Here is a 14695-nt window from a genome sequence, read left to right on the forward strand (position 1 = left end):
TAGGTATAAACAAGTTAGCAGATTTTGGCTTGCGCCAGGATGCATTCATTGCATTTGGCAGTTTCTATCCTTTTTCCTATAGCCGTTTAAACTAAACGGACAAAATGAGATATTTATTGCATGCGAAATTATTTGCAGTTGTGTGCCTGACCAGCCTCAGCAATTCCATTTTTGCACAAAAAATAGATACAGTAAAAGTACATCGTTTAAAAGAAGTTTCTGTTCTCGGCGATAGTCTGATCAGGGAGATCATACCTGTTCAAACCTTATCAGGTAAAGCGCTTAAAAATTTGAGCGCTTATTCTGTCGCCGATGCCATCCGCTATTTTTCTGGCCTACAAATCAAAGATTATGGTGGGGTTGGTGGTTTAAAGACTGTGAATGTCAGGAGTCTGGGCAGTCAGCATGTTGGGGTTTTTTACGATGGCGTGCAATTGGGCAATGCCCAGAACGGTGTGGTTGATCTGGGTCGTTTTTCTATGGATAACATGGTTGCGATTTCACTGTACAATGGACAGAAAAGTGCCATTTTTCAATCTGCCAAGGATTTCGCCTCAGCCAGTTCGATTTACCTCGTATCCCGTACACCCGAATTTTCAGGATCAAAACAGAGCCGTGTGATGATTGGCATGAAGGCTGGCTCTTTTGACGTCGTCAATCCTTCTGTTTTATGGGAGCAAAAGTTAAATGACAAATTGAGTAGTTCCTTCAATGCGGAATATATGAACACCAGTGGTAAGTACAAATTCCGTACTGCAAAAACAGGTGGTTACGATACCACGGAGGTACGTCAGAACGGCGATGTGTATACCCTGCGTCTGGAAGGGGGCTTGTTTGGTCAGGTTAAAGACGGAGATTGGAAAACTAAGGTGTATTTTTACAACTCCGAGCGTGGATATCCCGGGGCTGCAGTCAAGGGGCTGCCTGGTAAATTTACGCACCAGGACCGTCAGTGGGACAGTAATTTTTTCATGCAATCTGCTTTCAAAAAGAAGTATACCGATTTTTATAGCCTGCAGCTGAAAGCAAAGTATGCTTATGACTACCTGCATTACCTGTCCGATCCGAGATTAGACGAGAGTACCATGTACATCAACAATACCTTTAAGCAACAAGAAGCTTATGTATCGGCTGCAAATCTATTTTCTATATTACCTTTCTGGACAGTTAATGTTGCTACAGATTTTTCGTGGAATAGTTTAGATGCGGACCTGTTTGGCTTTGTTTATCCTGTACGCTATTCCGCATTTGGGGCCTTGGCCAGCGCTTTAGATTTTGACCGTTTGAAAATACAAGGAGCATTACTCGGTACATTTGTACACGAAACGACCAGCATTCCCAGTGCGGCAGCAGGAAACAAACAAAAAATCACACCTTCTTTAATCGCATTTTATCAACCTTTCGAAACACGGGATTTCAGTTTAAGGGCATTTTACAAAAGCAGCTTTCGCCTGCCTACTTTTAATGATTTGTACTATACCTATATCGGGAATATTTATCTGAAACCTGAGTTTTCCAGGCAGTATAATCTTGGAGCCAGTTATTTGCATGAATTTAAGGGCTTGAAGCTGAAGACTGTTGGTTTGCAGGTAGATGCTTACTTTAATCAGGTTGACAATAAAATCATTGCGGCGCCAGGACGTGGACAGTATCGGTGGTCTATGATAAATCGGGGTTATGTGGAAATCAGGGGAATAGATGTTAAGCTCCAGTCGGACTGGCAGTTGTCTTCTGATGTGCTGATCAATGCCCGCGCTGTGTATACTTATCAGAAAGCGCAGGATCTAACCGATCGTACAAGTCCTTATTATGGAGCCCAGCTGGATTATATCCCATGGAACAGTGCTTCGCTGATTCTTAACCCGAGTTATAAAAGTTGGAATTTGAATTACAGTTTTATCTATACTGGCGGGCGGTATGAAGCCCCTGCTCAGATCCCTGAAAACTATGCCGATCGTTGGTATACTCACGATCTGGGTATTTCAAAGACTTTTTTATACAGAAGAAAGGAAGTCAGGCTGGCAGCAGAAGTTAACAATCTGCTCAATCAACAATATGAAGTCGTTCAAAACTACCCAATGCCTGGCACCAATTTTAAATTTACGATGAATGTTACACTTTAATCGATCCCATATTGATGACTCAAATACCATATCTATTATGAAAACGCATATGAAACTCAGTTTAAAACCACTTTTAACCCTATTGGTCTGTGCAATAAGTTTTTCTGCCTGCCGGAAAACCGAAACGCCGATCATTGACCCCACAGTAACGCCCGTGGCGCCCGGTGAAAAAGGCCCGGTAAAAGGATTTTTCTTATTAAATGAAGCCAATATGGGTAGTAATAAAGCCTCGCTTGATTACTATGATGCTGAATCCGGTAAGTATTTTAAAAACATTTTTCCATCACGTAACCCCAACGTAGTCAAAGAACTTGGAGATGTGGGCAACGATATTAAAATTTATGGAAACAAGCTGTATGCTGTAATCAATGTGTCAAACCTGGTGATGGTGATGGATGTCAATACAGCCAAGCAAATTGGAACCATATCCATCCCCAACTGCCGTTACATCACCTTTGATAAAGGAAATGCTTACGTGAGTTCTTATGCAGGCCCGGTTAAAATTGATCCAAATGCACGCTTAGGCTATATCGCAAAAATAGATACAGCTTCATTGGCTGTTAAAGATACTTGTGTAGTGGGCTATCAGCCGGAAGAAATGGTGATCAGGGACAATAAGCTTTATGTAGCCAATTCTGGTGGCTATCGTGTTCCAAATTACGACAATACGGTATCTGTTATAGATTTGAATACTTTTAAAGAGACCAAGAAAATAACCGTTGGTATCAATCTGCATCGTTTAAGACTGGATAGCGACAACAACATTTACGTAAGTTCAAGGGGAGACTATAAAACGGTCGCATCAAATCTATATATACTCAATCCAGCCGATAAGATAACGAATGTGTTGAATATTGCCGCAAGTAACATGACCATTAGCGGCGATTCATTGTATGTTTACAGTACAGAATGGAGCCACATTACCAATACGAATACCATCACTTACGCGATTGTCAATACCAAAACCAAGGCTGTGGTATCCAGAAGCTTTATCAAAGATGGCACCGATAAAAAAATAACAATACCATACGGCATTGCCATACATCCCGAAACCAAGGAGATTTTTGTAACCGATGCACGGGATTATGTAACTCCGGGCAGGTTATACTGCTTTACTCCGGATGGTATACTGAAATGGGACGTCGAAACTGGTGACATCCCGGCACACATCGTGTTTACGCGCAAAAGATTGAGTGGCATCTAGTACATTTCTGATAAAAACAAAAACATATTAATGAAAACAAACAAACCAAACTTGAAAGTACAGGGAATAGCCAGACTATTTATTCTGGCCTGCTTTATTGCACAGGCGCTTTCTTGTTCCAAGGACAAAACTACTCCGGAACAGGCTGGTCCGACGCTGGAATTTACTGCCGAAAATGGCGAATACAAAGTTAAAATGGGTAAAGAAATTGCATTGGAGGCTAAGGTAACTGATGCTACAGATCCGATTTACTCCTGGAAATTGAATGGAAAGATCATCTCAACCGGACTTACCTGCAATTTTACAGGTGATAAACTGGGCGAATATTTTGTGACTTTTAGGGTTGATGCTAAAAATGGTTCGGTGGAAAAACAGGTTAAAGTAACTGTATTGAGCAAACTCCCGCCAGAGATTACCATGACCTCAAGCATCATCGCTTACTCAGGATTGAATACCAAAATGGTGGCTAACGTTTTATATGCAGAGGAAGCTAGCTATACCTGGCGCTTAAACGGTGTGGTAATCAGTAATGAAAACAGCTGTAATTTAAATCTGACCAGCCTGGGTGCACAGCAGCTGACCTTAAAGGTCGTGAATGCGGATGGGGAAGACCTGAAGGTATTTTCTGTAGTGGTATTGCCGGCGCCTTCGGCAGAGTTGTTTTTTGACGACGGACGTTTCCGTTTGAGTGGAGACCAGAGCACCAAACGCTTGAGCATTCCATTAGGTAAGACCCTGGTGCTTGCGCCGGTAATCTCCAATATCAGTGGAACACCTACTTTTGAGTGGACCGTAGATGGAGCTGTACAAAGTTCTACGACAGAATTTTTAAATTTCAAGCCTACAGCACTTGGCAATTATTTAATTACCGTAACTGCAAAGGGAACTTCGGCTGTTGCAAAAGTAACGGTTGCCTGCGTACCTGCTGAAGGCACGTATTTCCGTGCTGCTGTAACAGGAAGTAAGGCGATTGTAACCAATGTTTTTGAGTTTATCCCGGCACCAGGTCAGTTCACCAATTTTCAGGAAGGATCAACCATGGAGCAGGCGCGTGTGAGTGTGCAGAATGCTGTCAATACCGGGACTACAGCCTATGTGGCTGGTTTAGGCGCTTTTGGTGGTTATTTCATCAGCGGATTTGACCATAGTGTAACTGATGTGGCTGGAAAGGCAGACATCAGCATCAGTGGGAACGCCTTTGAAACCTGGTCTGAGCCAGGCATTGTATGGGTCATGCAGGATGAGAACGGTAACGGATTACCGGACGATACCTGGTATGAGCTTAAAGGTAGTGAGACCGGTAAAGCAGAAACGAAACAACGTTATGCCATTACGTATTACAAACCTTCTACCGGAAATACCGATGTATTATGGTCTGATAATATGGGTAAAACGGGATCTGTAGATTACAATACTTATCATACCCAGAAGTTTTATTTCCCGATGTTCATTACCGGTAATTCTTTGACCCTGACTGGAACCTGTCTGAAAACTACATTCCTGGTAGGTGGTATTGATGTCAATCCCGGATTCCCGTGGGGTTATGTTGATAATTTTGGAGATGGCTCTAAGCTGAATTTTTGGATAGAAGACGCGATTAAAGCGGATGGAACACCTGCAAATTTAAAATACATTGACTTTGTAAAGGTGCATACCGGACAGTTGGGTAAGGGTGTGGCCATAGGTGAGGTATCCACTGAAGCCGGCGCAGCCATTGATTTAAACTTAAAATAGCCTTTAAAACATATAGACCACTGTTCGAATGAATACCTTAAAAAATAGAAATGTCTTTTTTATGCTACTTGCGGGCTTACTGGCTTTAACCAGCTGTAAGAAAGAAGTTAGTTTTGAAGGAGCCGACAATTACATCACTTCCTTTTCTTTAAACCAATCTGGTTCTGTCATTTATGCGGCCATATCAGATCGTTCCATCACGCTGAAAGCGCCTGAGGGCTTATCCCTGGATCAGGCGAAAGTAGCCGTTGTTTTGAGTGAAAATGCAACTATATACCCGGATCCTTCATCAATAACGGAATGGGACGATGAAATGCAGTTTGTGGTAACAGCACATAATGGAACCAAACAAACTTATAAGTACACTGTAGTCAGGAGTAGTATTGCTGCTGAGGAAACGATTATTCTACCAACGCAGGCAGATGTTGATGCCTTTGGAAAGCAGGGGATTACCGAAATTAAGGGTAGTCTGATCATTGGCCGGGTTACAGGGAAAGATTCCGTTACCAGTCTTGCTCCTTTAAGCAAGCTTAAAAAGATCGGTTATTCGTTTACTTTATATCCTACCTATTCTGGTAAAGACCTGATTGGATTGGAGAATTTAGAGCGTATCGGTGCCGATCTTCAGATTGAAGGCGTTCGGAGTCTGCAAAACATTGTATTTGGCAATTTAGTAAATGCGGGTAGCATTTACATCAAGAGTCCGGTTGCAGTGAGCTTCGAGTTTCCGTCTTTAAAAACGGTGAATAAGACCTTGACACTGGACGGGCCGATCGCCGGAGTTTCTTTACCGGGATTAAGTACTGTGGGGGGACTATTGTCCTTAAATACAGCTTCAAATTCTGGTGCAATGCTTTCAAAAGTAGCCTTCCCTTCTTTAAAAGAAACTGGTGGCCTGAGTTTTACCTATTTTACCAAACTGGAAAAAATCGATTTATCTGAATTGCTGAAAACAGGAGATTTCAATATGGTCAGCTTGGCTGGTTTATACACCATCAGCGCGCCTAAGCTACAGACGGCTACCGGAAAAATAACCATCCCAACCACCAGCGCCTTGAGGGAGGTGAGCTTTCCGGCATTGGTTCAGGCGGGGGGATTAAGTATTGAAGCCAAGACTTTAAATAGTTTGGAGTTTCCGGTATTGAAAACTGTTTCGGGGATTTTGAAAGTAAATAACATCGCGGTAGATGGAATCAAAAATTTCACTGCACTCACAGAAGTTGGTACAGAGCTCTATTTAGGCGAGCTGACCAAGATGACCAGCTTCGGACTTCCGGCAGGTTTAAAAAAGATAGGTAAACTGACCATTTACAACCGATTGGTAGCTGTTCCTGCAGAAATCAATGTGAAAGGTTTAACTGTCGCTGAATTGAATATGCAGACTACAGGAAGCGTAAAGTTGATCGGCGACGATGTCTTTAAGGGTACATTAACCATTAATCCGACTGCACTGACTAACTTCCCGGTTTTGCAGGGCTTTTCTGAAGTTGACTCTCTTGGGTTCAACGGTTATATTTCTAACATCAATGATGTACAGATCAATGGCATTAAGAAAATCAACAAAAGTTTTTTGATGCCGAATAACAATGTGAAAACCTTTAGTATGCCAGATCTGGAAGAAGTTGGTGGCAACTTTACCATTAACCATTTCAACGGTGTAACCCAAGCCACGATCGAGATTCCCAAATTGAAAAAAATTGGTGGTGATTTCAATGTGCAGATCCAGTCTACCTTAGTGAGTACGCTTAAATTTACTGCGCTGACTACGGTTGGTGGTAATTTTAACCTGGGTACCGGCTATAGCACCCGTTGTTTAACGAATGTTTTGTTCCCTGTACTTGAAAAGGTTGGAAAGAAATTAAGTATCTATGCCCAAAATGATTCACAGTCTTACGTAAATAATAAGGTTACCAATCTTGACGGATTTTCAGCGCTTAAAAACGTAACAGCGATTGATGTGAAAGCACAAACCAGCCTAGTTTCGTTTGCCGGATTTAAAAATGCATTTGCTTCGATCAGTGCAACAAGCTGGACGACTTCAAAAAATGCTTATAACCCGACTTATGCAGATCTTGCAGCCGGACGCTGGACAAATAATTAATCGCGATCAGATGATAAAACCAAACATGAACACTAGAATAAATACCTTCCTATATATGATGCTTGCAATTGTCCTGCTGGGCAGTTGTAAAAAGGATAGCCTGTTTAAAGGCACCGACAATAACATTACCGCTTTTGAACTCAACCAGGGAGATGTTGTTTTAAAAGGGGCAATCTCTCAGAATAATATTGTGATTACTGCGCCTGAAAACATGGTACTTACAGGTGCTACGCCTAAAGTTTTGCTGAGCGAAAAGGCAAGTATCCAGCCTGATCCTGCCAGTATCAGCAATTGGGACGAAGCACATGAGTTTGTGGTTACCGCACATAACGGTAGCCAGACCACCTATAGTTATAAAGTAGAGAGAAACATCATTTCGCGCGAAGGTGATGTAGTTTTGTTAAGTCAGGCTGATGTAGATGCACTTGCAGCGCTTAAGCTGACTGCCATTAATGGTAGCCTGACCATCGGAAAAGCAAGTGGAGAAGATAAGATCACTTCGTTGGATGCCTTGTCTGGTTTGAAATCCATTGCTTATGACCTGAACATCAACCCAACTTATACTGCTAAAGATCTTTCTGGGTTGAAAAATCTGGAACAGGTAGGCGCAATCCAGATCGGTGCTTTGGAGAAATTGGAAACGCTGGAATTGCCTAAGTTGAAAACCGTGATGCTCAACCTGGTTGTTAATGGGGCAGGAGTAAAAACCATTAAACTTCCTGAACTGCTTAAAATTGACAAAGGATTGCAGTTAATTTCCTTGTTATCACTTACCGAGATCAACTTTCCGAAGCTGAAGTCCATCGTACAGAACATCAGTATTCAGGGTTCTTATGCGCCAAGTTTACTCAAATCCATTGCTTTTCCTGAATTGGAGAACATGGAAGGAGATTTGATCATTTCACAATGGACACAACTGGCGTCGATTCAATTCCCTAAGCTGAAAAAAGTAAATGAATTGAGTGTGATTGGGTTTGCGGAGTTGAAGGCTTTTGAAGCGCCACAGCTGAAAAATATCCTGGCCAATCTGGAGATTTCTCACAATGAAAAAATGAGCACGCTGGACTTGTCGGGATTACAGACTGTTGCTGGCGGTTTTAGGCTACAAAATTTGCCTGAGCTTAAAAATTTAGACGGATTGAAAAGTCTGACTTCAGTTCAAGGCGATTTGTTCTTTTACACCATGCCTGGGATAAAAAATATGAACGGCTTAAAAAGTTTAGTTTCTGTTGGTGGAAATGTGATGTTGTCTGGGTTTAATGTGTTGGAAGACCCCAATCTGGAGGCTTTGGCTAACCTCAAAAAGATCACAGGAACTTTGACCATTTCTGAAACTCCTTTTAAAAAGTTTACTGGTTTTGGATTAACTGAAATTAGTTCTTTATCGATTTTTGGTTACAATGTGTCTACGATTGAAGAAATTGACGTGACCAAATTGAACATCCTGACCAATATCACCTTAAGTAACATCAGTACCAATGTCAAATTGAAGGGGAAAGATAGCTATGATTGTGGGCTAACGTTCGACCAGGCCAATGTGACCCTGGAAGGTTTTAAAGAGGTGAAAGATTTTACCTATAACATGTCTTCAGCAGATCTGAAACCGGTTCAAACCATTACGGTAGCTAAAGTTAAAAATAACCTGACTTTGGGGATTTACGGTTTCTCGAAATTGAGCTTGCCAAACCTGGAAGAAATCGGGAAAGCCAGCCGGATTACGGTGTCGAGTAAAATGGAACTTGACTTACCTGCACTTAAAAAATCGGGTAGCCTGGAAATTGCCGCAACACAAATGGATGTGTTAAATTTTCCGGCACTACAAACTATAGATGGTGATTGCAGCATCAATACGGCCAATTACCAGGGATCTATGGGCGACTTGAAATTGCCTGCACTGACCAGTATAAACGGTACTTTAAAACTGTTCGGTTACAGTTCTTATTATACCAATACCAAGATGGCCAATTTAAATGGCTTGTCAGCTTTAAGCAGCGTAAAACGTATCGAAATTAGCTACAATGTGGCCTTGAATGATTTTACGGGATTAAAAAAAGCAATAGCATCTATCGCAGCAAGTAACTGGGTGGTATCTGGAAACAAGTATAACCCAAGTTACGACGACATGGTAAATGCTAAATATGTTAAATAGTAAAAAAGGAAAAAAATTATATCTTAAATTTGTTTTATAATCAACAGCATGAAATTATCTACATTAAAAAAATCGCTCAGCTATGTGTTTGCCGGAGGAATTCTGGTTTTTGCTTCTTGTAAAAAAGATAGGCTACCGGCCGTTGATCCTCAGCCGACGGGTACAAAAGGCGTTTATGTATTGGCTGAAGGATCGTTTTCTGGTGGCGGTCATAGTTCACTTACCTATTATAACATTGGGACAGGAGTGACGGAGAAGGATTACTTTAAGAAGCAAAATGGAATTGATTTAGGCTTATTTGCCAATGATTTAAAACAATATGGTAGTAAAATGTATTGTGTGATCACAGGAACAAAAGCGGCAACTAAAGATTCTTATGTAGAGGTGATCAATATTGCAACGGGGAAATCTTTAAGAAGAATTCCGTTCTCTGATGCTACAGGTGGATTTGTACCCAGGTATATTACTTTTTACAAAAATAAAGCTTATGTATCTGGTTATGATGGTTATATTACAAGAATAGATACCGCAAATATGAATATAGAATCTAGAATTAAGGTCGGTGGGGCAATGGAGCAAATGGCTGTAGTAAACGGTAAATTGTATATCACTAATTCTGATCGCTCTTATGATTATCCAAGCAGCAATAATTCTTCTGTGTCTGTAGTAGATCTGAATACTTTCACCAAAGTAAAGGATATTACCGTTACAATCAATCCCATCAAAATAGCGGCAACACCTTCCGGTGATTTGTTTGTCGCTACCGGTAGTGTTTACGGAAGCTCTATAGTTCCTGCTTTTGAAAGATTAAGTAGCATCACTGATACTAAAATCAGTTCAGCATCAACAGAAGTACAACTGGTCTATAATTATGGTAATACAGGTTTTGTAATTGCTGGTAATTATCCGTATAAAGTAAATACTTTCAACACTTCAACAGGAGTGATTGGTAATGCTTTTATAACAGATGGAACTTCAATTACTTTACCATATGACGTAGTTGTTAATCCATTAAGCGGAGAGGTGTATGTTACTGATGCAACCGACTATACTGGTGATGGAAAAACATTCTGTTTTGGTACAGATGGCAAGAAAAAATTCGAGTTTGCTACGGGCACTGTACCTCGTAGCCCGGTTTTCAACTACAGTTATAACTAATCAATTATAAAAATGGCCATGAGAATGAATCGTTTACTTACCATTTTACTGCTCTTTGTTGTGATTTTCTTTAGCGCTTGCGAGAAAGAAGATGCTTCATTGGCCCCAGCAGTGAAAATGCTGGTTACAGACCCGGCAATCAATGGCAAAGTAAATGAAGGCATCGTTTTCATGGCCATCAATATGTCTAACAATACGTATCAGCAGGAATGGAAGTTGGATGACGTTTTGCAAAGCGACTCCGCTGCATATAAATTTACACCCTTAAAACCCGGAGTATACAAAGTTGACTATACTGCTGTTAATGATGGGGGCGTATTCAATTATAGTTACTCTGTAAATGTGGGTATTCCGACTGTCCCCGTTACCAGTACCAGTAAAGCTTACACAGATATCCTATTTAGTTTTTTACCCGCGTCGTCTACCGAAATGGGTAAGTTGGAGAGCCTGGAGGCAGCCAGAAGCCTGGAAGGTAAAAAAGGTTTTGTATCCATGAGCGGATCAGGAGGGTATATCGTATTGGGTTTTGACCATACCGTAATTAATGAAACAGATAAAAATGATTTAATCATTTTTACAAAAAAACGAAAAGGATATGCCATGCCGGAAAAAGTCTGGGTTATGCAGGATGAAAATGGAAATAGGAAACCCGATGATACCTGGTACGAATTGAAAAATATACCCGCAGGTGAATCAGATAAAGGCCTTTACCTGGATATTGCCAATGCAGCTGATGCTGATGGCAATAAAGTATCCTTAGGTGGAATTGACTTTATCAAAATCGAATCTGGCGTGTCAGCTCATCCTGGGCACAAAATAACAAGTGTGATCGGAATACAGGGGATCGCGGATCTTAACCTATTAAAGTAAGGTTCATCCCCGTTAAAAATCAAGAAATCAATTTTATACACAAAAGCTGCGCTGATGAAATGCGCATGTAAAAACACGCGCTCTCCCATAACAATAATGAATATCAATTTTAAAAATGTAGTGCTGTTTGCAGCTGTAGTTTCGATTCTTTTTTCCTGTAAAAAAGACCGGGGTGTAATTGAAGAAATGGCTGTTCCAGGTAAATATGAAAATGGCTTTTTCATCATTAATGAAGGCTGGTATGGTCATGGTACCGGATCTGTGAGTTTTTTTGATGCGACTGCAGGGACACTTCAGGACTCGGTTTTTCAAAAAGAGAATGATGGCAAAACCTTCGATCCGGCAAGTTCTACCGTACAGTTTGCTACCATATTTAACAAGAACCTGTATGTGGTAAGTAAGGCCAGAGGGCCACTGGTAGTTGCTGATGCCATGACCTTAAAAGAAACAGGTCGCATTGCTGGGTCTACAGCATACGATTGGCGGGCATTTGTCGGCCTGAATGAAGATCTGGGTTTATTAAGCAGCAGCAACGGGATTTACCAGGTTGATCTGAAAACTTTAAAGCCGGGGGATAAATTACCTGAAGTTACCGGGCAGACCGGTGATATGCTGAAGGCGGGAAATTATGTGTACACACTTTCTCAAGCCAGCGGTGCTGTCATTTATAACCTGAAAGACCTGACTGTGGCTAAAAAAATCAAAGGTGTGACATTGGGTTTTGCCCAAACTCCGGATAAAAAAGTATGGTATACTGCAGGTAAATTTTTATACAGCTCAGACCCAATAACCTTGGCTAAAGATAGCGTGGAACTACCTTTTACGCCTGCTACTACCTGGTTTGCCTGGTTCGCTTCGCCGATGATAGCTTCTACTAAAGACAATGCCGTTTATCTGTTAAAATCGCCATCCTTTGGGGGCGGTAAAGAATTGTACAGATACATCGCAGGTGATCCAACTTCTGTAAGCAAGCCATTTATTACTACACCCGATAAACAGTCTTTCTATAAAAAGAACCTGGGCTATAATCCAAAGACCAACCAGATTGTGACCACTACCGTTCAGGACGGCTACGGAGTGAATTATGCAGTTAACAACATCTATTTTTATGACGCGACAAGCGGAGCCCTGATTAAGCAGATGCCATATTCCGGATACTTTTTTCCAGCGATGTTTGTGTTTCATTAAAATAGTATAACTTTGTTTTATAATTTTTAAAGACATGTCTGATTTTAAATTCAACCCACGTACGGCAATATTGTTATTGTTTATCGTACTGATTAGTATCATCCGCATTGCCGCTCCTTTATCTGAGGGAACAAAAGGAATTGCTAATTTCTCTGCGGTAGGTGCCATAGCACTATTTGGCGGGGCATATTTCAATACAAACATGAAAGCATTTGGTTTTCCAATGCTGGTTTTACTGCTTAGCGACTTTTTCATCGCAAAGACTTCCGGATATGGATTTTTCTATGCCGGCTGGTATTGGACTTACATTGCCTTTATCCTGATGGTATTGGTAGGTAAGGTAATCTTAACTAAGATTAATGTGCAGTCGTTTTTGATATCTACATTTGTGGGTGTTTTCATCCACTGGATTGTAGCTGACATCAGCGCGATGTATATTCCGAATTTATATCCGCCAACAATAGCTGGCTTTTGGGCTTGCCTGGTTGCTGCCATTCCATTTGAACTGAATTTCTTATATGGTACTTTAGCTTATGGAGCAGTGATGTTCGGTGCTTTCGAATTGTTGAAATCTAAATACCCGTATTTAAGTTTGTCAAAAAGCGTTACTGCTTAAATCAAATCTAAATGTTAAAAATATTGGAGGCTGTCTGCAAAGACAGCCTTTTTTTGTTATATTTATTGTAATACCAGTTTTAGTATTTTAGACGTCTCCCTATGGTCAAAAAGTGCACAACTTTTATTCCGCTCTCGCTTTCCTTGTTGCTTTCTCTCAGCGCAAGGGCTCAAACGACTACTTTAGCCGATTGTTTCAACATCGCCCGGCAGAACAATATTGCGCTTAAACAAGCCCGGTCAGCCTTACTGTCCGGTCAGTACAATCTGCAGGCCGAGAAGAAGAGTTATTTACCTAAAGTAGACCTGCTGTCCAGTTACACTTATTTGAGCAGTCCGCTAACCGTTAATTTGCAAACGGTGAAAGATGGTATTGTAGATGGATCTTCTCAGCAGGCGGTAAATGCCGCCAATGAAGTCTTTAAAGAAATCACAGGCAATAATCTTTCTCAACCGGTACAGGACAGGATTTACAACACTTCTAAAAGCATCATCGGCAGTGCTTATCCGAATTATAATCCAGAACTGAGCAGGCAATCTTACTTTTTGGCAGGCATTGGGGTTCGGCAACCCATTTTTTTGGGAAATAAGCTGGATGCGGCTACCAACCTGGCCGAATCACTGGTCAGTACGGCGAGTATCAATGTCAATGTAGTTGGTAAAGAAGTCGACTTTCTAATTGCCCTGCAATACCTGCGTATTTTGTATTTGAATACCATTTTAAGTAAACAGCAGCGGGTGGTTGATGCCATGGCAAAAAACAAGAATTACGCTGATGAGCTGGTGAAAAACCAGATACTGGCGCCATATCAGAAAAGCTGGACCAATGTTGTACTGATGCAGGCCCGGAGCCAGTTGAACAGTGTAAAGCTGGATCAGCAAAATGCCGGACTGGAATTGAATAAGCTCATTGGTGTTCCATTGGATTCGAATATTGTCATTACAGATACTTTACAGTTTAAAAGGGCTGCAACGGAGGTTCCGCAAACGGAATATTGGCGTGAAAACCCAATTTATCAATTGGTGGGGAGTAAACTGGCTTATGCGAAAACTTCTGAAAAAATCAGTAAGTCTTTCGCATTGCCCAATGTATTTGCTATTGGTAATTATAACCTGTATCAAAAAGATCTTCCAGTTACCATACCAGATTGGTTTGTTGGGCTGGAATTGCAGTGGAGCTTATTTAACGGGCAAACCCGCAAACGTACGCTGGCAGCACGTCAACTGATTGATGAAGCCAAACTGGCGGAAGAAAATACGGGCTTATCGCTCCAGGTTCAATCCAGGGTGGCAAGGAATAAAATGACCTCCCTGCAAAATGAAGTCGAAGTACTGGATCAGGCAAGAAAGGATGCACAGACGACCAGTCGTTTAATTACGAGTCGTATGGAGAATCAATTGTCCTCTCCTAAAGACGTCAATGATGCCCTGCTCATCGAAACTGAAGTGGAAAAAGCCTATTATACTGCCGTAGTTGGTTATTATCTGGCCCTGGCCGAATATTACAATAGCCTGGGTAAACCACAGCAAATTACGCAATACATCAAATAGGT

Annotated in this window: 10 protein-coding genes; all 10 read left to right on the forward strand. The window is 41.3% G+C overall.

All coding sequences use genetic code 11. The features are described 5' to 3' along the window. The first annotated feature begins 104 nt into the window (after positions 1–104). The 10 genes from IM797_RS16725 to IM797_RS16770 all read left to right on the forward strand — a co-directional run bounded on the left by IM797_RS16725 (position 105) and on the right by IM797_RS16770 (position 14693). On the forward strand, positions 105–2123 hold the full coding sequence (locus tag IM797_RS16725) for a TonB-dependent receptor (protein ID WP_194128293.1): 2019 nt from the start codon (positions 105–107) through the stop codon (positions 2121–2123). A 37-nt stretch (positions 2124–2160) separates the two neighbouring features. Then, positions 2161–3327, forward strand: coding sequence for a YncE family protein (locus tag IM797_RS16730; RefSeq protein ID WP_228098910.1), 1167 nt, complete (start codon positions 2161–2163; stop codon positions 3325–3327). A gap of 30 nt (positions 3328–3357) precedes the next feature. Further along, the gene (locus IM797_RS16735; protein ID WP_194128294.1) at positions 3358–5061 is read left to right on the forward strand and encodes a PKD-like domain-containing protein; all 1704 of its coding nucleotides are present in this window, start codon (positions 3358–3360) and stop codon (positions 5059–5061) included. Positions 5062–5089: 28 nt separating this feature from the next. Further along, complete coding sequence (locus IM797_RS16740; protein ID WP_194128295.1) at positions 5090–7162, forward strand: hypothetical protein; 2073 nt, start codon at positions 5090–5092, stop codon at positions 7160–7162. A 25-nt stretch (positions 7163–7187) separates the two neighbouring features. Then, positions 7188–9311 carry a hypothetical protein gene (locus IM797_RS16745; RefSeq protein ID WP_194128296.1) on the forward strand — a complete coding sequence of 708 codons (2124 nt, stop codon included), beginning with the start codon at positions 7188–7190 and terminating at the stop codon, positions 9309–9311. 48 nt (positions 9312–9359) lie between these two features. Further along, positions 9360–10469 (forward strand): YncE family protein, encoded by a 1110-nt coding sequence (locus IM797_RS16750; RefSeq protein WP_194128297.1) that lies wholly within the window; start codon positions 9360–9362, stop codon positions 10467–10469. A gap of 24 nt (positions 10470–10493) precedes the next feature. Then, on the forward strand, positions 10494–11339 hold the full coding sequence (locus IM797_RS16755; RefSeq protein ID WP_228098911.1) for a hypothetical protein: 846 nt from the start codon (positions 10494–10496) through the stop codon (positions 11337–11339). Between the two features lie 96 nt (positions 11340–11435). Beyond that, positions 11436–12527: a DUF5074 domain-containing protein gene (locus IM797_RS16760; RefSeq protein ID WP_194128299.1), complete on the forward strand. Its 1092-nt coding sequence runs from the start codon at positions 11436–11438 to the stop codon at positions 12525–12527. A 34-nt stretch (positions 12528–12561) separates the two neighbouring features. Continuing rightward, positions 12562–13143: a DUF6580 family putative transport protein gene (locus tag IM797_RS16765; protein ID WP_194128300.1), complete on the forward strand. Its 582-nt coding sequence runs from the start codon at positions 12562–12564 to the stop codon at positions 13141–13143. 101 nt (positions 13144–13244) lie between these two features. Further along, positions 13245–14693, forward strand: a complete 1449-nt coding sequence (locus IM797_RS16770; RefSeq protein ID WP_194128301.1) for a TolC family protein — start codon at positions 13245–13247, stop codon at positions 14691–14693. The last annotated feature ends 2 nt before the right edge of the window (positions 14694–14695 follow it).

The organism is Pedobacter sp. MC2016-24, from assembly GCF_015223055.1.
GTDB lineage: Bacteria > Bacteroidota > Bacteroidia > Sphingobacteriales > Sphingobacteriaceae > Pedobacter.